At 49.6% G+C, this 17,076-nt stretch carries 23 protein-coding genes; 18 read left to right on the plus strand and 5 right to left on the minus strand.

Annotation, left to right across the window (positions count from 1 at the left end):
• The first annotated feature begins 2 nt into the window (after positions 1 to 2).
• From BUC22_RS08965 to BUC22_RS08995, 7 genes are all read left to right on the plus strand, one after another.
• Positions 3 to 791, plus strand: coding sequence for a class I SAM-dependent methyltransferase (locus tag BUC22_RS08965; protein WP_013380420.1), 789 nt, complete (start codon positions 3 to 5; stop codon positions 789 to 791).
• Between the two features lie 125 nt (positions 792 to 916).
• Positions 917 to 1,099 (plus strand): NUDIX hydrolase, encoded by a 183-nt coding sequence (locus BUC22_RS08970; protein WP_013380422.1) that lies wholly within the window; start codon positions 917 to 919, stop codon positions 1,097 to 1,099.
• Positions 1,100 to 1,138: 39 nt separating this feature from the next.
• Complete coding sequence (locus tag BUC22_RS08975; protein ID WP_041689861.1) at positions 1,139 to 1,786, plus strand: GNAT family N-acetyltransferase; 648 nt, start codon at positions 1,139 to 1,141, stop codon at positions 1,784 to 1,786.
• Between the two features lie 54 nt (positions 1,787 to 1,840).
• Complete coding sequence (locus tag BUC22_RS08980; protein WP_083591127.1) at positions 1,841 to 2,785, plus strand: DMT family transporter; 945 nt, start codon at positions 1,841 to 1,843, stop codon at positions 2,783 to 2,785.
• A gap of 34 nt (positions 2,786 to 2,819) precedes the next feature.
• Positions 2,820 to 3,164 carry a TIGR04076 family protein gene (locus tag BUC22_RS08985; protein ID WP_013380425.1) on the plus strand — a complete coding sequence of 115 codons (345 nt, stop codon included), beginning with the start codon at positions 2,820 to 2,822 and terminating at the stop codon, positions 3,162 to 3,164.
• Positions 3,165 to 3,305: 141 nt separating this feature from the next.
• Complete coding sequence (locus BUC22_RS08990; RefSeq protein ID WP_013380426.1) at positions 3,306 to 3,617, plus strand: DUF6442 family protein; 312 nt, start codon at positions 3,306 to 3,308, stop codon at positions 3,615 to 3,617.
• Positions 3,618 to 3,623: 6 nt separating this feature from the next.
• Positions 3,624 to 3,830 (plus strand): helix-turn-helix transcriptional regulator, encoded by a 207-nt coding sequence (locus tag BUC22_RS08995; protein ID WP_013380428.1) that lies wholly within the window; start codon positions 3,624 to 3,626, stop codon positions 3,828 to 3,830.
• A 165-nt stretch (positions 3,831 to 3,995) separates the two neighbouring features.
• Here the strand turns inward: BUC22_RS08995 and BUC22_RS09000 are convergent, their stop codons facing one another.
• Positions 3,996 to 4,532 (minus strand): CGNR zinc finger domain-containing protein, encoded by a 537-nt coding sequence (locus BUC22_RS09000; RefSeq protein ID WP_013380429.1) that lies wholly within the window; start codon positions 4,530 to 4,532, stop codon positions 3,996 to 3,998.
• Between the two features lie 142 nt (positions 4,533 to 4,674).
• On the opposite strand from BUC22_RS09000, the gene BUC22_RS09005 reads away from it, so the two are divergent.
• The 10 genes from BUC22_RS09005 to BUC22_RS09055 all read left to right on the plus strand — a co-directional run bounded on the left by BUC22_RS09005 (position 4,675) and on the right by BUC22_RS09055 (position 12,050).
• Positions 4,675 to 5,460 carry a DMT family transporter gene (locus tag BUC22_RS09005; RefSeq protein WP_242946558.1) on the plus strand — a complete coding sequence of 262 codons (786 nt, stop codon included), beginning with the start codon at positions 4,675 to 4,677 and terminating at the stop codon, positions 5,458 to 5,460.
• A 340-nt stretch (positions 5,461 to 5,800) separates the two neighbouring features.
• Entirely contained in the window at positions 5,801 to 6,388 is a 588-nt protein-coding gene (locus BUC22_RS09015; RefSeq protein WP_013380432.1) for a DUF6431 domain-containing protein, read from the plus strand.
• 70 nt (positions 6,389 to 6,458) lie between these two features.
• On the plus strand, positions 6,459 to 7,298 hold the full coding sequence (locus BUC22_RS09020) for a phage regulatory protein/antirepressor Ant (RefSeq protein ID WP_013380433.1): 840 nt from the start codon (positions 6,459 to 6,461) through the stop codon (positions 7,296 to 7,298).
• The gene (locus BUC22_RS09025) at positions 7,282 to 7,839 is read left to right on the plus strand and encodes a hypothetical protein (protein WP_013380434.1); all 558 of its coding nucleotides are present in this window, start codon (positions 7,282 to 7,284) and stop codon (positions 7,837 to 7,839) included. The genes BUC22_RS09020 and BUC22_RS09025 overlap by 17 nt, the downstream gene beginning before the upstream one ends.
• On the plus strand, positions 7,827 to 8,048 hold the full coding sequence (locus tag BUC22_RS09030) for a hypothetical protein (RefSeq protein WP_013380435.1): 222 nt from the start codon (positions 7,827 to 7,829) through the stop codon (positions 8,046 to 8,048). Before BUC22_RS09025 ends, BUC22_RS09030 begins: the two co-directional genes overlap by 13 nt.
• Positions 8,045 to 8,284, plus strand: a complete 240-nt coding sequence (locus BUC22_RS09035; protein WP_013380436.1) for a helix-turn-helix transcriptional regulator — start codon at positions 8,045 to 8,047, stop codon at positions 8,282 to 8,284. The genes BUC22_RS09030 and BUC22_RS09035 overlap by 4 nt, the downstream gene beginning before the upstream one ends.
• A 389-nt stretch (positions 8,285 to 8,673) precedes the next feature.
• The gene (locus BUC22_RS09040) at positions 8,674 to 9,201 is read left to right on the plus strand and encodes an RNA polymerase sigma factor (RefSeq protein ID WP_013380439.1); all 528 of its coding nucleotides are present in this window, start codon (positions 8,674 to 8,676) and stop codon (positions 9,199 to 9,201) included.
• On the plus strand, positions 9,191 to 9,946 hold the full coding sequence (locus BUC22_RS09045) for a hypothetical protein (RefSeq protein ID WP_013380440.1): 756 nt from the start codon (positions 9,191 to 9,193) through the stop codon (positions 9,944 to 9,946). The genes BUC22_RS09040 and BUC22_RS09045 overlap by 11 nt, the downstream gene beginning before the upstream one ends.
• A gap of 11 nt (positions 9,947 to 9,957) precedes the next feature.
• Positions 9,958 to 10,845 carry an ABC transporter ATP-binding protein gene (locus tag BUC22_RS09050; RefSeq protein ID WP_041689862.1) on the plus strand — a complete coding sequence of 296 codons (888 nt, stop codon included), beginning with the start codon at positions 9,958 to 9,960 and terminating at the stop codon, positions 10,843 to 10,845.
• Entirely contained in the window at positions 10,845 to 12,050 is a 1,206-nt protein-coding gene (locus BUC22_RS09055; protein ID WP_013380442.1) for an ABC transporter permease subunit, read from the plus strand. Before BUC22_RS09050 ends, BUC22_RS09055 begins: the two co-directional genes overlap by 1 nt.
• 34 nt (positions 12,051 to 12,084) lie before the next feature.
• On the opposite strand, the gene BUC22_RS09060 is transcribed toward BUC22_RS09055, so the two are convergent.
• From BUC22_RS09060 to BUC22_RS09075, 4 genes are all read right to left on the minus strand, one after another.
• The gene (locus tag BUC22_RS09060) at positions 12,085 to 12,501 is read right to left on the minus strand and encodes a secondary thiamine-phosphate synthase enzyme YjbQ (protein ID WP_013380443.1); all 417 of its coding nucleotides are present in this window, start codon (positions 12,499 to 12,501) and stop codon (positions 12,085 to 12,087) included.
• Between the two features lie 20 nt (positions 12,502 to 12,521).
• Positions 12,522 to 13,202, minus strand: coding sequence for a helix-turn-helix domain-containing protein (locus BUC22_RS09065; protein ID WP_013380444.1), 681 nt, complete (start codon positions 13,200 to 13,202; stop codon positions 12,522 to 12,524).
• 346 nt (positions 13,203 to 13,548) lie between these two features.
• Complete coding sequence (locus BUC22_RS09070) at positions 13,549 to 14,436, minus strand: DUF3658 domain-containing protein (protein WP_013380445.1); 888 nt, start codon at positions 14,434 to 14,436, stop codon at positions 13,549 to 13,551.
• Positions 14,433 to 15,257: a carbon-nitrogen hydrolase family protein gene (locus BUC22_RS09075; protein ID WP_041690215.1), complete on the minus strand. Its 825-nt coding sequence runs from the start codon at positions 15,255 to 15,257 to the stop codon at positions 14,433 to 14,435. Before BUC22_RS09075 ends, BUC22_RS09070 begins: the two co-directional genes overlap by 4 nt.
• Before the next feature lie 228 nt (positions 15,258 to 15,485).
• On the opposite strand from BUC22_RS09075, the gene BUC22_RS09080 reads away from it, so the two are divergent.
• Positions 15,486 to 17,033, plus strand: coding sequence for an FGGY-family carbohydrate kinase (locus BUC22_RS09080; protein ID WP_013380447.1), 1,548 nt, complete (start codon positions 15,486 to 15,488; stop codon positions 17,031 to 17,033).
• Positions 17,034 to 17,076: the final 43 nt, after the last annotated feature.

A 17,076-nucleotide genomic window follows, 5' to 3' on the forward strand; every position in this document is an offset into this window, starting at 1 on the left:
ACATGATTAAAAAAGCAGAGATCGATAACGGACGCGGCTTTGACTGGGGGCGTGCCTCGCGAGATTACGCCAGATACCGGGATATCTACCCCCGGGAGTTTTACCAGAAAATCCTGGACATGGGCGCGTGCGTCAAAGGACAGCGTGTGCTGGATATGGGCACCGGCACCGGCGTGCTGCCCCGCAATTTATATCCATACGGCGCAGCCTTTACGGGCATTGATATTTCGGAAAACCAGATTCAGCAGGCCATCCTCCTGGCAGAGGAGCAGCGGGCAGAGATTGACTTTTTCTGTATGCCTGCCGAGAAAATGGATTTTCCAGACTTAAGCTTTGACGTGGTCACCGCGTGCCAGTGCTTTACCTACTTTGACCATGAAGCCCTCGCGCCCAGGCTGTCTAAAATACTTTGCCCCCAGGGGCGCTTAATTGTCCTGTACATGGCCTGGCTGCCTTTTGAAGACCCCGTTGCGGGGCAGAGCGAGGCTCTTGTTTTAAAGTATAATCCTGAATGGACCGGCTGCGGAGAAAAGAGGCACCCCATTGCCATACCCGAAATCTACAGCCAGTACTTTACCATTGAAAGCCAGGAGGTTTTTGATTTAAGGGTGCCTTTCAGCCGGGAGAGCTGGAACGGACGGATGAAAGCCTGCCGAGGGATCGAGGCGTCTCTGCCTGAGGAGGACATCGCCGCCTTTGATGCGGAGCATCGACATCTTTTGGCCGCGGCCGCGCCAGAGAAATTCAAGGTTCGGCACTACGCTGCCATAAGCGTCCTGAGGAAACGATAGAAAGGGGCAGTAAATCGAAATGAAAGAAAGATATAAAACCCCATCAGCCGTTTTTGCAATCTTTTTTAAAAACAATCAGGTATTGCTTCAGAAAAGGCAAAATACTGGTTATATGGATGGATATTATGACTTCGCAGCCAGTCCACGTCGAACTAAATGAAAGTATGACAGAGGCACTCATTCGAGAAGTTAAAGAAGAGTTAGCAGTGGATATATCGAAAGATAAGGTTAAATTTGGTACTTTTATGCACAAGTTTGAAGAAGGAATTGTTTATTACAATGCTTTTTTTGTTTGGCTGGGATCATGAAAGTCTAGATTGAATTATAATTTTAACAGGGAGCAGTTTATGGAAATAGAATTAAGATGTGAACAAACTAAAGATTACCGGGAAACTGAGACTGTGACCCGTGAGGCGTTCTGGAATCACGATGCTCCGGGATGCTTTGAACACTATCTCGTACATATTATGCGAAACAGTCCCGCATTTCTGCCAGAGCTATCTTTCGTCGCGGTATTCGACGGTAAAATTATTGGGAATGTTATGTGTATGGAATCCATCATTGAAGGTGATGATGGGAAAGTGTATAAAATTCTTACTTTAGGGCCTATTTCTGTTTTACCTGAACATCAGCAAAAGGGCATCGGCCGTAAACTGCTTGAAAAAACGAAAGCTACAGCGCATAAAATGGGCTACCGAGCGATTTTATTGTATGGCGATCCGGATTATTACACAAAACAAGGATTTGTACCTGCTGAAAAGTATAACATCAGAACTGTGGATAATATGTATGCCATAGCACTTCAAGCCTGTGAATTATATGCCGATGCTTTGAAGGGGATACAGGGACGTTTTGTTGAGGACGCTGTCTATGCGATTTCTGAAGCGGAGGCAGAAGAATTTGACAGGCACTTTTCTTTCAAGGAAAAGTGCAGCGGTACGCCATCGCAACAAAAATTTAAAAAAATTGTTAAGATGAGAAGAAAAGCAGATTAAAGTTTAATTTGACGCAATTATGAGGGATGGGCTTATCTTAAAAGGAAGGGAATCATGGAAAAAAAGAAAACAATCAAAGGTTGCCTTTGCGCCATTTTCTGTGAGATACTATTTGGGCTGAGCTACTTATTTACCAAGCATGCCACCACGTCGGTGGACTCGCTCACGCTGCTGAGCTGGCGCTTCGCTACCGCTTTTCTGGTCATCAATCTGTGTGTGGCTTTGGGAGTGGTTAAGATCAGCCTGAGAGGAAAGCGGCTGCTGCCTTTGTTTTGGATTGCCGTTTTCCAGCCGGTGATCTATTTTGTGGGTGAGACTGTGGGCATCAGCCTGACCACTGCCTCGGAAAGCGGCGCGGTTCTCTCCGTCATACCGGCAGCGACCCTGATAGCAGGGGGACTGATTCTAAAGGAAAAGCCCACGAAGCTGCAGGCTGCAGGAGTGTGCATCACCATGGCTGGGGTGATGGTCTGTGTCCTCTCCAAGGGGATGGAGGCCTCCTTTAACCCGCTGGGGTATCTTATGCTCCTGATGGCCGTGATTTCCTACAGCCTGTACTCTGTTTTTTCTGAAAAAGCCGTTTCCTTTTCCAGTGCGGAAAAAACCTATGTGATGATTGCCTTCGGCGCCGTCGTTTTTACGGCTGCTGCCCTTGTCCAGAACCTGAGAACCGGCACATTGCCGGAATTTTTATCCGCTCCTTTTACGAATCCTGCTCTTTTAACCGCGGTTTTGTACCAGGGCATTGGCTGCTCAATCCTGGCCTTTTTCCTTTACAATCTGGCGATCGCCACGATTGGCACCAACCGCTCAGCGTCCTTTGTGGGGATATCCACCGTGGTTTCCATTCTGGCGGGCGTGTTTTTCCTGAAGGAACAATTTTCCACATTTCAGGCGGCAGGGGCTTTCTTTGTCATCGGCGGCGTCTATCTGGCGAATCTGACGCGCAAAAGCAAGTCTGCCCGGCCTAACAGAAGGGACGCCAAAAATGCTGAGTAAATGACTGTATTCTAAATTAAAGGAGGAAATTATCATGAAAAAGGTAAAAATCACGGTTCTCAGAACAATGCTGAATCAGGATCTGGCAGAGGAGTACGGGGTGGACGGCCTTACCGCCTGCCCTATGCTCAGGGAGGGACAGACCTTTTATGCCGACTACGCAAAGCCTGAGGGGCTCTGTGATGAGGCCTGGAAAGCCATCTACCAGTATGCCTTTGCTCTGGCCCACGGCGCGGATAAGGAGCTGTTTTATTATGGCGACTGGATCAAAAAACCCGGCGTAGCCATCTGCAGCTGTAACGATGGGCTACGGCCAGTTATTTTCAAGCTGGAAGCCACCGACGAGGAGGGGCAGATCAACTATACGCCAGTGCGTTAGTATGAGTCTTTAGAAAAGCAGGAGCATTCTCCTGCTTTTTTATTTTGCTCAAAAATTCCGGCGTACTATTGACAAGTACACTTGGCAGTGATATGATAATAGTGCCAATAAAACTTGGCAGAAAGATGGAGGATGAGCATTATGGATAAAGAAGAAATTTTAGCTAAAAGCCGTCAGGAAAAAAAGGATGAGGGCATGACTGAGGCTGAAAACAGAGGACGCAGAATTGGGGTAATGGCATTTTCCGCTATTTTTATCTTTATTGTGCTGTTTAACCTGTTCAATGGCCAGCCAAATTATGCACCCATGGCCATGTTCTGGGCCTTCCTCTCAGCAGAGGCCTATCCTAAATACCGTTTTACAAAACAAAAGGCTTATCTTGTCACAACCATCGCGGGCGGGGTGGCGTCTCTGGCATCACTCGCAAGCTTTGTACTGTCTGTACTGGGGTAAAGGGTCTTGAACGAGGAATTAATTCTAAAAAACCGCTTAAAGGAAATCCGAAAGGAAAAGAAACTGTCCCAGTCCGCTCTGGCCGAGCTGGTTGGTGTCTCCCGCAACACCATCAGCTCCATCGAGACGGGGCAGTTTAACCCAACGGCAAAATTAGCGTTAATTTTGTGCATTGCCCTGGACAAGAAATTCGAGGAGCTGTTTTATTTTTAGATTTGCGGAAAAAGTAAAAAGGAGTACGGTGCAGAAATGTGCCGTGCTCCTTTTTTATCCCCGTGCGATTCTTGCCGGGTACCATTTTTGAAACCAGTTTGTGAAAATCCCCAGAAACGCAGGGCATACTGTGTTTACCAGTAAAATCCTATTTAACAACTTTTTTTACAGTGATTTCTTTTTAGCGGCTCTATATCTTCTCACCTTCATCAAGCTGGCACACTTATTATCACACCATTTTCGGGTATGGCTTTTACTGTCGTCATAAAAAATCCAATCACATTCTGGATTTTCACATTTTTTTAGATAAGCAAGTGGATATTCAGTAATCAATTTCGAAAAAGACCGTGCAACTTGATATATGACCCAGTTCAAATCATCAGAATAGTGTTGCGTTTGTAAGACGTAGTTTTCATCTTTTGGAATAAGTATTTCATAGACTTGGATTTTTTTAAAAATATGGTTAAGTTCGTCAATAAAAGAAGGCTCGAGCAACTGCTTTTTGCAAAGCTTTAAAAAAGCTTGAAACATTTTTTCTCGAAAAATTTTAAGCTCATTATTGCTTTGTAATGAGCACATTTCCGGCAAATGATAGTTTGTACTTATTTGCAGTAGCCAATCATAGTCATCTATTGGATCACCGTAAGGTTTATGGGTGATAAACCATCGACTATTAATAAAATCTAGACAAAGAAAGTTCATTTTTTCCTCCATATTTACTATAACGCATAATGTAACTGTTTAAATTAATATTGACAGTTACTTCATAAAAGTGTAGAATAACAATAAAAGTAACTTTCTTTTTCAGAAAAGAGAGTTACATGAGGAGAGGAGTGGTAATAAATTGAAATCTAAAATAACAGATATAATAGTTTTAGCCATCGCAACATTAATATGGGGAACCTCTTTAGTGGCTCAAAGTATTGGAACCAACTACTACGGACCATTTACTTTTAATGCTGCACGTTTTTTAATTGGGGCAATAGTATTAATACCCTTTACTCTCTTAATAAATTACCATAAAAACAAAAAAGAAACAAGGAATCTTTTTTATAAAGCCTCTAATAAAAAACTAGTGCAAGGTGGAATAATTTGTGGTGTAATTATTTTTTTTACGGCTACTTTACAACAAATTGGAATCGCATATACAACGGCTGGAAAAGCTGGATTTATCACGGCGCTGTATATTGTGATCGTCCCGCTGCTTAGAATACGTAGTGGAAAAAAATTTCCTTTACGTATATGGTTGTGTATTTTTTTTGCTATTATTGGAATGTCCCTACTCTGTCTGAATGAAAAGTTTGTTTTTGAATTTGGCGATACCTTTATTTTGTGTTGTGCGCTTTTTACTGGCATTCACATTCTTTTAATCGATTATTATTCTTCATATGTAGATTGCGTTAAACTTTCGTGTCTGCAATTTTTAGTGTGTGGGGTAGTGAGTACAGTGATTGCGTTAATTGTTGAAAGGCCTAATTTACAAGTAATGTCGGAAGGTGGAGCATCAATACTATATACTGGGATATTTTCATGCGGAGTAGCCTATACTTTACAGGCAATTGGTCAGAAAAGCGTGCCTCCTATAGCGGCATCGCTGATCCTAAGCTTAGAATCGGTTTTTCTGCTTTAACAGGGTGGTTTATTCTTGGGGAAACATTGAGTTTTAAGGAAACTGTTGGCTGTCTTTTAATGCTTGGTGCAATTATTATTTCACAAATACCAATGTCTAAAAGGAAAAAAATTAAAAAATCCTGAGTTAGAGCAATGGAATATTTTTTTTATTTGCATAAGATTGCAAAGAAAGGCAAGCCGTCATTAAATCGGTCAGATTTATTTTCTGGCACCCACGAAATACAATCGAATAAAACACTAAAGGGACACTTGCTGTCACCCAAAAAGGAACTGAAGGCTGATCGCCAGCGGTTCCTTTTTTATTGTGAAAAACTTAACATCCCACCGGGAGCAGTAGAATGCTGATCTCAAAGGGAAAACTGGAGCTGATGGAGGAGACCCTGAAGGAGGATGGAAGAACCCCACTGAACTGTTATAAATTCATTTACGATGAAATGCCCCGATGCCCGGACTGCGGCGCTCCCATGCACGAAAGAGACCGTTTAAGCGGTAAAGACAGACGGAACTTTACTGGTATGGATGGCACCCTCAGCAAGGTCGAAATACGCCGTGTCGTTTGTGATGATAAAGCCTGCTACAACCATAACCACCCTAAACGCAACCTTCCAGACATACTGGTGCCTTACGGCCGTTACGACGCCGAAGTGCACCAGGCGGTCGCCGACGGCAGCAACGAGGTGCCCTGTTCACCGAGCACAATAAAACGGATGCTTAAAAAAATAGCAGACCAGTTCATGATGCTTTTGTGGGCTCTCACTCAGATGGGAATTCATCTGTCCATTTGTAAAGAGGAGTGTAAAGCCATGGATTTATGGCCTATTCTGAGAAACGCTGTGGCTGGATTTGACCGCTGGTATCTCCGGGCACTCAAAATGACCGTTAACCGTTTTGGCGCTTTGTACTGGAAATGCAACGACACGGGCTGAGTCTGCGTGCTAAGATGTCTGTATCATCCTAAAAGCGATGAAATTTTTAAATCAAACTGGAGGTACAGTGATGAAAGACAACAGAGAACGCCCGGGAAACACCCGCGGCCTTGTTCATGGTGCAAAAAATCAGGAAATAACGGAAAATACGGCGCAGACAGACATGGAATGCGCCAATGTGGTGGTCACCCTGTGCGGCGAGCAGCCTGTGGTATCAAGCCGCCGGGTAGCCGTGGATTTTGGCAAGGAGCACAAAAGTGTGCTGCGGCGTATTGCCCAGCTTAACCGGGAGACCACAGCGCAGAATTGCGCCGGTCTTTTTATCCCCTGGTCCTACGCCGACGCGGCGGGCAGAAAGCGAAAGGCTTATCAGATCACCCGGGATGGCTTCACCCTGCTCATCATGAGCTTTACCGGCTCCCGGGCGCTGGAATGGAAGATCCGCTATATGCAGGCCTTTAACCAGATGGAGGAAAAGCTGCGAAGCCAGACGCCAGAGCTGCCCGAGGGCGACGCCCTCATGGCCATGGCGGTGCTGGAGGCAGAGGACATCATCAAAAACCTGAAGCCTGAAGCCGAGTACGCCAGAAAGGTGCTCGACAATAAAGGCCTGACACCCATTACCGGCATCGCCAAGGATTATGGTATGACCGCCGAGTTTATGAACCGCCTCCTGCACAGTCTGGGCGTACAGTACCGCATCGGCAAGCGCTGGTATCTTTACTCGGACTACCAGGCCGAGGGCTACGCAGCTACCAAGACCGGCACCATTTATAAAAAGGATGGCACTGCCAAGGTGGTGGAGAGCCTGCAGTGGACACCGAAGGGTCGGCGTTTTCTGTACGATCTGCTTGGAGAAAACAACCTGTATCCTGTACTGGAGCGTGAACAGCATGAATCTGCTGAGTGAATTTCTCGCCTTTTTTGCCTGGCTCAGCCGCCACCCCAGAAGGGGGCTGGAATACAAAGGCTTCTGGATTTATCTGCTGTACCAGAACAACCAGAGCGCTGTCAGAGACCCAGGCGGCGACTGGCGCTGGCCCGTATGGTTTGAGGTGGATAATCCCGGGCTCAAAGCCTTTTTGAACATTGAGGACCGGCGGCAGGTCGCCTACTACAGAAGCCGGCTGATCCGGGATGGGCGCATCGATTACCGGAAGGCCGGCGGCGTTTATCAGTATGCCTTAAAGCCCTTTGACCACAAAACAATCCAGACGACCATCTGTCTGGAGGACCACACCAGTCTGCGGGTATGGACCGCAGCGGGGGATAACGGCCTGGGTTCCGCCAAGGCCGGGAATCCCTGCGGGTTCTGGATTCCCCCGGCCCTCACCGAGGAGGAGCGCAGAGAACTGGCTCTGAAATACCCAAATGATATTCAGCGTTTCTGGGCAGAGCAGGACTTAAGAGAGCAGAAAGCAAGAGAGGCGGAAGCCAAATGGGCCTATTAAAGGAAACCTACGCCGATCTTTACGGTGAGCGGTTCGACACCAACCCTGCCTATACCGAGTATGACTGCATGGCCGAGGGCACCCTGCACATCAGCCTGATGGCACGCACCCTTTCCGAGGCCGAGGATGCCTTTGCCGATATCCTGGGGCATGCCGAGGACAATGTACCGGGTCTTAAGCTCAGGCTCCAGTGGGTAGACGAACAATGAGCATTGAGCTTGGCCGCTGGGTACGCGACAATCGAAACGCCAGAGGCCTTACCCAGCCTCAGCTGGCAGAGGCCGTTGGCGTGAGCGATAAAACGATCTTCAGGGCTGAGCGGGGCGATTCCCTCAGCGCCTACACCCTCGATCAGCTTGTCCGATATTTTGGTAAGCCCCTGCCGGAGAAGCCTCCCAGCTTTATCGGCCACTTCTCCCTGATCCTTTACCGTGAATATCTGTAACGCACAGCCCGGGACTGCGCCTTTTATCCAGATAAGAAAAAAGCCGAAAGCCTGAATCAAAGCTGCTTCAATGGAGAATTGAGAATGCAGAATGGAGAATTAGAGGGACAAAATGCTGCGCATTTTGATTGGATTTGCGGCCAAAGGCCGCTGTTTCAATCGCTTTTTCACCAGAAAAAGGGTCCAATCATTCTCCATTCTCAATTCTACATTCTCCATTAAACAACACTCTTTTTAAAGCATTGCTTCTTATATTAAAGTTTTTATACAGCCCTAAGCACAGCACATTTCTGCGCTGTGCTCTTTTTAAAAAAAGTTTTCTTAAATTAAATCCTCATGGCCGATTCAAACGTTATATAATACAAGGGGACGCCCGGAGGAGGAAAAACTTGACGCGTGAAGATATTTTACTGAGAAAAATTGAAAATGGAGACCGGCAGGCACTGGATAGGCTGATTAATGACTATTATCCGGATATTTTAAGGTACTGCCTCTGGCACACCCGGGACAGAACCGCCGCTGAGGACGCTGCCCAGGAAACCTTTCTTAAAGTGGTGCGTTTTTGGGACAGCTACCGGCACCAGGGGCATTTCAGGGCCTGGCTCTATAAAATCGCCGCCAATGTGTGCCGCGACGCGTGGCGCAAAGCTGACGAGGAACCTTTGCCGGAAAACCTCATCTATGATGAAGCCGGCTTTGGCCGCGCGGAATCGGACGCGGATTTTATCCGTATGGTGGAGGAGCTGCCGGAGGATGCCCGTGAGCTGGTGCTTCTGCGCTTCGCTCAGGACCTTACCCTGCGGGAGATCGCGGAGGTCACCGGGCTTCCCATGCGCACTGTTCAGTCACGCCTGAGGGCAGCCCTGAAAAAAATTAAAAAACAGCTGTTAAAAGGAGAGCTATGCCATGAATCATAAGTTAGAAAAGAAAATGAGGAGAGCCTTAAAGGCGCCGGTTCCAGTATCCGAGGACCATCTGGAAGCGACAAAGGAGGCTGCATACGGGCTTTATGCCGGCCGCAGTCAGCGGCAGAAAATATCCTTTCCAGCGTTTCTGTTGGCGCAGGTACGTTTTTGCGGCGTTTGGGTCTGGCTTCTGCAGGGCGGTGCCCTGTTTGCTCTCTTTCTGGTTTTAAACAGCGTTCTTGGCGGTGATTTAAACGCCATAAAGCCGCGTCACCTGCCAGAGCTGCTCAGCCTGTGCGCAGTGTTAATCGCAGCCACAAGCCTGCCGGGCATCAGCCGCTCTTTCAGGTACCGTATGGTTGAGATGGAGGCAGCGACACGTTTATCACTGCCGGGTCTCATTCTGTGCCGGCTGCTCATTCTGGGGCTGGCGGACTTTTTCATTCTGGCCGTCACCTTTGCCGCAGCCATCTGGCAGACCAGCCTGAGCGGGCTGGACGCTGCGGTGTATCTGCTGCTGCCCTTTTTATCCGCCTGCCTTGGCAGCCTCCTGATCATCCGGCATGCGCCCGGAGAGCGCCTGCTGTTCTTTGGCACCTTGTTCTGCGGCGTGCTTTTTCTGGCTTTGTGGCTGGCTGGAAATCTGAAACCAGGCATCTATGAGCAGACCGGGGCGCTGGCGGTGCTCGCGGTCCTCTGCGGCGCAGCTGTTTTAGTGCAGTGCCGGAAGCTCATCAGAGATTATAACATTGAATAGGAAGTGAAATGATGGAACTTAAAATCAACCGATTGACCAAACAATATAAGGATAAGCTGGCCGTGGACAATGTCAGCCTGAAGCTGACGCCGGGCATCTGGGGGCTTCTGGGTGCCAACGGCGCGGGAAAAACCACCATGATGCGCATGGTGGCAGGCATTTTAAAGCCGACCTCTGGCGGTGTGTTTTACGACGGTTTAAGCATTGACGACCTGGGGGAGAGCTATCGGGATATTTTCGGGTATCTGCCCCAGACCTTTGGCTTTTATCCTGAATTTACAGTAAAAAGTTATCTGGAATATATGAGCGCTTTGAAGGGGATTGGCAAAAAGGACGCGTCTCTGACAATTGAGCGCCTGCTCCAGATGCTTGCGCTGAGCGATGTGAAAAACAAAAAGATCCGCAGGCTGTCCGGCGGCATGCAGCGCAGAGTAGGGATTGCCCAGGCCCTGCTCAACGATCCTGAAATCCTGATTCTGGATGAACCCACCAGCGGCCTGGACCCGGGCGAGCGGGTGCGTTTCCGAAATATTCTGGCCGAGTTCGCGAAAGAGCGGATCGTGCTGATTTCCACCCATATCGTATCCGACGTGGAAAACATTGCCACCCGCAACGCTGTCATGAAGGACGGACGGATTATTGCGGCAGGCAGCACCGATGCGCTGGTGGACGTTATGAAGGGCCGCGTATGGCGTACCGAGGTGTCTGAAAGCGATCTGTTTAAATGTGAGCGCCTTGTCCGTATCGCCAATATCCGGAGCGAATCCGGAGGGCGGGCCTCACTTCGTTATCTGGCAGAAAACCCCGTACTGCCGGGTTCAGCGCCGGAAACGCCGCGTCTCGAGGACTTATACCTCTGGCTTTTCCCAGAGGATTCAGGCACAGAGGAGGTGCGGTGATGTTTAACGTACTCTGTATGGAATTTAAACGTCTTTTCCGGAGCCGTATGGTATGGATACTGTGCGCCGCGTCTCTGGTGGTCGCTCTGCTGCTCTGCGTGATGGTGGTGGACAACGTCAGCTATGGCCGCCGGGATGACCCAGAAGCCAAAATCGGCCTGGAGGCAGTCGCAGCGGTCAAGGAAGCCTACAGGCCTCTTTATGGGGCGGTTACACCTGAAAAGCTGGAGTCCGCCTTTGAAACCTATATCAACACATCAAATGCTTATGAGGAAAAAATGCCGGCCTCGGTTTATAAAGAAAAAATAGTGCCAATTCAGCCGGCCCTCAGCTGGATTTTCAGCGCCTTTGACGATTCTGAAATCACAAGCGCCGACGAGGTGGGAGGCTTTTACGCCCAGCGCCTCCGCAATATTGAAAACCAGCTGGCGGATAAATACGCCAACGCGCCGCAGGCAAAGCAAGCGGCACTGGCGCTTAACAGCAGGGTAGAAACCCCTTTTAATTATGCTTACGGTTATGGGGATACCAGTCCGGATATCATCGTTTTGCTGCTCCTGGTTCTTGGGCTGTTCTGTACCGCCATGGCCGCGCCGGTTTTTTCCGCGGACTACCACAGCCGGGCCGATGATATCCAGCGCTGTACCCGCTACGGCAGAGGCAGGCTGGGCGCCGCGCGGTCGTTGGCGGTGCTTATCCTGGTTTTGGCCATAGCAGTCGTCAGCATGGGCGTTTATCTGATTATTTTAAACAGCATTTTTGGCTGGGAAGGGCTTTCATCCTCCCTTCAGACCGCCTTTGTGGCCTGGGGGATCGCCCCCATGAACGTGGGCGATATGGTGCGTATGACTTTTTTTGCCGGTATTCTCACCCTGCTGGCCACAGCTTCCTGCAGCCTGTTTGTGTCCTCCCGGTGCAAATCGCCCACAACAGCGCTCATCATCAGCTTCTGCGTCACCCTTCTGCCTGTTTTCCTGGGCTTTGCGGGCGTTAATGTAAAATGGCTGTACGCGCTGCTGCCCTCAGGCGGAACGGCCATAGAGAACAGCTTTTACTACGCTCTGACACTCAACAGCCTCGAGTTCCTTCACCTTGGGAGCTTTACCCTGTGGCTGCCCTACGCTTATATTCTTTTTGCCGCAGTGGAGATCCCGCTGTTTATCCTGCTGACCATACTGTCCCACAAAAAAAGAGAAGCTTATTAAAAAGAGCACGGCGCAAAAATGCGCCGTGCTCTTTCTATTCGCCGATAATTTTGATGAGCGCGTGCTTATCGCGCTTGCCGTCAAACTCAAAATAAAAGATCTGTTCCCAGGTTCCAAAATCCAGACGGCCATTTGTGACCGCTACGACCACCTCGCGGCCCATGACGGTCCGCTTAAGATGCGCGTCTGCGTTATCCTCAAAACCGTTATGATGATACTGGCTGTAGGGCTTTTCCGGAGCCAGTTTTTCGAGCCATACCTCATAATCGTGGTGCAGGCCGCTCTCGTCATCATTGATGAACACACTGGCGGTGATGTTCATGGCGTTGACCAGCACCAGGCCCTCACGGATTCCGCTGTCGGCCAGTGCCGCCTCGACATCTGGTGTAATATTGACAAGACCTCTGCGGGTCGGCAGGTTAAAATGCAGTTCTTTTCGATAAGATTTCATAAGTCCTCCTATAAATAAAATTAATAACATTCAAAGAAGCGCTCAAAGACGCGTTTCTGATAAACAACGGAACCGATGACCTGAACATTGTCCTTATTAAGGTCATAAATCTCCACTTCAAAGGCAGGATTGTGGGGCTGGAGAATAACCTGATTTTTCCGGAAAGAGACCTTCCGGATCTTGAGATCCGACTCGCCCACATGCAGGGCGGTCAGATCGCCGGATTTTAAAAAGGTGTTAAGCCTGACCACCACAAAATCGTTTTTCATGAGTGTGGGTTCCATGCTGGCGTCGGTAATCTCCATGGCGAAGACCGGGCCCCATTTTGCCAGCTGGTCGCTGGGCAGTGTGAGGGTGTGGATGGTTTTCTCGTTGGAAAAAACCGGCAGCTGGTATTTGATGCTCCCGAAAACCGAAAGCGTCACCTCCGCCCCAAAGGGCTCGGTGTCATCAAGCACCTCGCGCTCATACATGGAGCCCGGCCGGCCCATCAGCCACAGAGGGCTGACGTCAAAGTACGCTGCCATCTCCCGGATGGTGGTGATTTTTGGTGCCATCTCGCCCCGGGTATAACGTGAAATACTCGGGGGAGAAAGGTTAAACTTCCGGGACATCGAATAGGTGGTTTCATTGAAATTTGTCATCAGGTATTTTAGACGCTGGCCAAAGACCTGCTTATCGACGGTATGTTTTTTATCCATCGTACACCTCCGCTTTTGTATATCATACACCAAACGAGTGCAAAACACAATATCAAGACATGTATCTTCTGTATATATTACGTAACACAACCTTATAGTGCGGTCTCTCTTAAAGCCTGCGTGTATTTTCCTGAATACAATTGATTTTTCTGAGTTCAGGGTATATAATACAAGTACAAATTCGTTTACAAAAACTAAAGAATCGAGGGTGGAAAAATAGTGTTAAAAAACCTGATTGAGTCGATATACTGGCGCCTGTTCTATGTGAAAATGCGGAATAATTATTCCCACCAGGACCAGTAGATCCGTAAACGAAACAAAAACGGCCGGAGCGATCCGGTCGTTTTTACGTTTTTACGTTTTTCAGTTTTTTTCGCCGCATGACCCCGCCATAAGGGTTTTCACCCTTTGGCGGAGTGACTTCCACAAGCGCCCCGGCGTCAGCCATGGCCTGCAGCCGCATGAGCAGCCACTGCGCGCTCACACCCGGGACGCGGATCAGGGTTCCGCCGATGGCAACAGCGGCCATAAAGTCGCCGTCCGGTATATTCGACCGGAGGACAGCGTCATAGAAGTCTTCACGCACACTCATAACGCGGCCATTTACCACCGCGCGCAAAGGGGCGTTTTCTTTGACGAGCTGTTCCCACAGCGCAGCGCAGGCTTTTACCTGGACAGGGACAAGGGGTTCCTCAAGCTGGGCGAGGCTGCCGAAGTCCTCGGGAAAAATATTGCCTGTGCTCAGGTATTGGCGGGCCTTGCCATCAAATACAGTCTGCCGGGAGACAAAGACTGCGGATAAGGGAACCGAGCTTTTTCTGAAAAGATGGCAGATAAAAAGAAGGCCGCAGACCTCAGCCGGATCGTTCTCGGACAGCCAGACACGGATGGGTTCAAGGGTTTTCCTGGCTTTTTCCAGACGGCCCAGGGTTTTGCAGTTCATTCCCGCAATTTCCTCGGCCACGCCAGGCGAATCGCCGTACAGGGTTTTCAGCACAGATAGCCGGGTACCCTCTCTTGTTTCAGCGTTGTCGAGCACCCCGATGTCCAGAGACAGCCACAGGGGTGCCACATCCTCGGGGCTGCCGTCCATGGAAAGGCCGGGCCAGTGGGTGGGGATGGTATAGCCACTGCGCCGCAGCATAGATGTGTCTTTTATCTCTTGTCCATGTTTCATAGACTTTGCATAGCTCAGGCACCCAGCCGAGCTGTCTCTAAAAATAAGCTCAATCACTTTATTTCCTCCACGCTGTACAGATCGGTTCTTCTGGCTGACAGAATGGGCAGCTCCTCCCGGACTGTGTCAACGACACGAGTGTCGATTTCGACCGAGACCATTCCGGGCTTTTCATCAAGACCGGCGATTCTATCGCCCCAGGGGCCAATTACGCAGGAATGTCCCCAGGCCGCGTACTTGGCTTTTTCATCCCGGGCAGAGGAGCAGGCTGCGATGTAGAGCTGGTTATCCACAGCCCGGGAGCGCAGCGCCAGTTCCCAGTGGGCAGGCCCAGTAGTCATGTTAAAGGCGGCGGGCAGCACTGCCAGCTTTGCCCCGTGTTCTGCCATAATGCGAAACTGCTCAGGGAACCGGATGTCAAAACAAACCGCCACGCCCACAGGGCCGAAGGGGGTTTCCACAACGGTGATGGAATCTCCAGCAGTTAAAACATGTGACTCTTTAAAGGAGATACCGTTTTTGACGGCTACATCAAAAAGATGAACCTTTCGGTGCCGTCCGAGCAGGCGGCCATCCGGACCGAATACGAAACAGGAGTTATAGATATGCCCGTTCTCCAGCTCGGGGATGGAGCCAGCGAACAGCGTGATTCCCAGTTCCCCGGCCAGTTTGGACATAAGGGTATTGGCAGGCCCGTCCGCAGGCTCGGCTGCGGTCAGGAAATCACTCCCGGCATAGGGGCATACATACATCTCAGGCAGCAGCACCATCCCGGCGCCATCCGCCGCAGCGGCACGGATCATTTTTTCAGCAGTGTTTATGTTTGTTTCCTTATCCGCTGTCAGCGGCATCTGACAGCAGGCAAACTTTGTTTTCATGGGAACCTCCGGTTTTTTCGCCATAATTTGCTCTTTCTTTTATTATAACTGAAAAGACTGAAAGAAGTTTTTAATTACCTGGGGAAAACTTTAATTAATTGTAACCCTTTCCTGATTTAAATAGTTCTAAAGAAAACTTTGATAAATTCTTGAAGATTTGTTATAATAGTGGTCGTTTAAGAAGTGCTATATAATAAATAAGAAGAAATTTGATTTTGAGGTTAAGGTTTGGAGAAGGAATTAGTTTTAACCATTGATTGTGGCACCCAGGGCATTCGGGCCATTGTGTTCGACAAAACAGGACGGGCGCTGGCAAAGACCGAGAAAAGGTTTGAGGGCTACTACTCTAAGAAGCCGCATTACGTGGAGGCGCCGCCCGCCATGTTCTGGGAGGATCTGGCTTCGGTTACCCTGGAGATGAAGCGCCGCTATCCTGAATACATCGCGGCGCTTTCGGGTATGAACATCGCGGCGCAGCGCGATATTGCCACCATTGTGGATGAGAAGGGCGAGGGGCTGCGGGATTTCATCAGCTGGATGGACCGGCGGACGCTGGAAAAACCGTTGACGATTCCGCAGCCTTACCGTTTCGCCTTCTGGATAGCGGGCAAAAAAGCCTTTACCGAGAGCTTTAACACCGGCACCCACGCGCACTGGATTAAGGTGCATGAGCCGGAGCTGTGGAGCGCTGCAGATAAATACATTTTTCTTTCGACTTACCTGATCAATAAACTGACCGGCCAGATGGTGGACGCGACCTCCAATATCGCGGGCCACTTTCCCTTTGATTTCAAGCATAAGAAATGGTGCGGTCCTTACGAAATCAAGCGCCAGATCATCCAGATCGAGCGTGAAAAGCTTTGTGACCTGGTGGATTCCTGCCAGGTCATCGGTGTCATTACACCCGAGGCCGCCCAAAAAACAGGACTGCCAGAAGGTCTGCCCCTTGTAGGTTCCGGCACCGATAAGGGCTGTGAGACCATTGGCGTCGGCTGTGTGAACGAAGGCTGCGCCAGCGTATCCCTTGGCACCCAGGCCACTGTGGAGACAACCTCCAGGCGTTATTATGAGCTGGTTCCCTTTTATCCGCCCTTCCCCGGGGTGGACCCAAAGGCCTTTAACCCTGAGATCACCGTTTACCACGGTTTCTGGATGATCAACTGGTTTATCGAAACCTTTGCCGGTAAGGAGCGGGAGGACTGTGAGAAGCGGGGCGAGAATCTGCTCGATTATCTGAACGGACAGCTGCTTACGGTGCCCCCGGGTTCCGGCGGCCTGGTGCTGCAGCCTTACTGGGGGCAGGAATCCTTTAAACCTGAGGCAAAGGGTTCAATCATCGGCTTCAGCGAGCGCCACAGTAAGTACCATATTTACAGAAGCATCATCGAGGGACTGGCCTTCGCGCTCCTGGAAGGCCTTGAAACCATTGAGAAGAAATCCGGCGTTCAGGTGGAAACCATCGGCCTGTCCGGCGGGGGCTCCCGCAGTGACAACATCGCCCAGATCATGGCCAACGTTTTTGGCCGGGAGGTCTACCGGGTTCAGACCTATGAGACAACCGGGCTCGGCGGCGCCATGGCCACCTATGTTGGCCTGGGCGTCTACCCGGACCTTGAGACAGCCGGGGCGGAGATGGTGCGAAAATCACGCCGTTTCCTGCCAGATTCCGAAGAAAACAAGCTTTACGCTGATTTATACCGCAAGGTGTACAAAAGAGCGTATAAGCGCTATAAACCGCTCTATAAACGGCTGGGAAAAATCGAGAGCGCGCAATAACAAGCAAGCATTACAAATAATGATTGATGATTAATAAAAATGA

The organism is Eubacterium callanderi (genome assembly GCF_900142645.1).
GTDB lineage: Bacteria > Bacillota > Clostridia > Eubacteriales > Eubacteriaceae > Eubacterium > Eubacterium callanderi.

What these genes read in the sequence shown, in the direction of transcription:
- BUC22_RS09050 (WP_041689862.1), top strand. Translation starts at nt 9,958, where the DNA reads ATGGAACTTAAAATCAACCGATTGACCAAACAATATAAGGATAAGCTG.
- BUC22_RS08970 (WP_013380422.1), top strand. Translation starts at nt 917, where the DNA reads ATGACTTCGCAGCCAGTCCACGTCGAACTAAATGAAAGTATGACAGAG.
- BUC22_RS08975 (WP_041689861.1), top strand. Translation starts at nt 1,139, where the DNA reads ATGGAAATAGAATTAAGATGTGAACAAACTAAAGATTACCGGGAAACT.
- BUC22_RS09045 (WP_013380440.1), top strand. Translation starts at nt 9,191, where the DNA reads ATGAATCATAAGTTAGAAAAGAAAATGAGGAGAGCCTTAAAGGCGCCG.
- BUC22_RS09015 (WP_013380432.1), top strand. Translation starts at nt 5,801, where the DNA reads ATGCTGATCTCAAAGGGAAAACTGGAGCTGATGGAGGAGACCCTGAAG.
- BUC22_RS09075 (WP_041690215.1), bottom strand. Translation starts at nt 15,257, where the DNA reads ATGAAAACAAAGTTTGCCTGCTGTCAGATGCCGCTGACAGCGGATAAG.
- BUC22_RS09000 (WP_013380429.1), bottom strand. Translation starts at nt 4,532, where the DNA reads ATGAACTTTCTTTGTCTAGATTTTATTAATAGTCGATGGTTTATCACC.
- BUC22_RS09035 (WP_013380436.1), top strand. Translation starts at nt 8,045, where the DNA reads ATGAGCATTGAGCTTGGCCGCTGGGTACGCGACAATCGAAACGCCAGA.
- BUC22_RS09030 (WP_013380435.1), top strand. Translation starts at nt 7,827, where the DNA reads ATGGGCCTATTAAAGGAAACCTACGCCGATCTTTACGGTGAGCGGTTC.
- BUC22_RS09025 (WP_013380434.1), top strand. Translation starts at nt 7,282, where the DNA reads ATGAATCTGCTGAGTGAATTTCTCGCCTTTTTTGCCTGGCTCAGCCGC.
- BUC22_RS09060 (WP_013380443.1), bottom strand. Translation starts at nt 12,501, where the DNA reads ATGAAATCTTATCGAAAAGAACTGCATTTTAACCTGCCGACCCGCAGA.
- BUC22_RS09055 (WP_013380442.1), top strand. Translation starts at nt 10,845, where the DNA reads ATGTTTAACGTACTCTGTATGGAATTTAAACGTCTTTTCCGGAGCCGT.
- BUC22_RS08965 (WP_013380420.1), top strand. Translation starts at nt 3, where the DNA reads ATGATTAAAAAAGCAGAGATCGATAACGGACGCGGCTTTGACTGGGGG.
- BUC22_RS08990 (WP_013380426.1), top strand. Translation starts at nt 3,306, where the DNA reads ATGGATAAAGAAGAAATTTTAGCTAAAAGCCGTCAGGAAAAAAAGGAT.
- BUC22_RS08985 (WP_013380425.1), top strand. Translation starts at nt 2,820, where the DNA reads ATGAAAAAGGTAAAAATCACGGTTCTCAGAACAATGCTGAATCAGGAT.
- BUC22_RS09065 (WP_013380444.1), bottom strand. Translation starts at nt 13,202, where the DNA reads ATGGATAAAAAACATACCGTCGATAAGCAGGTCTTTGGCCAGCGTCTA.
- BUC22_RS08980 (WP_083591127.1), top strand. Translation starts at nt 1,841, where the DNA reads ATGGAAAAAAAGAAAACAATCAAAGGTTGCCTTTGCGCCATTTTCTGT.
- BUC22_RS09020 (WP_013380433.1), top strand. Translation starts at nt 6,459, where the DNA reads ATGAAAGACAACAGAGAACGCCCGGGAAACACCCGCGGCCTTGTTCAT.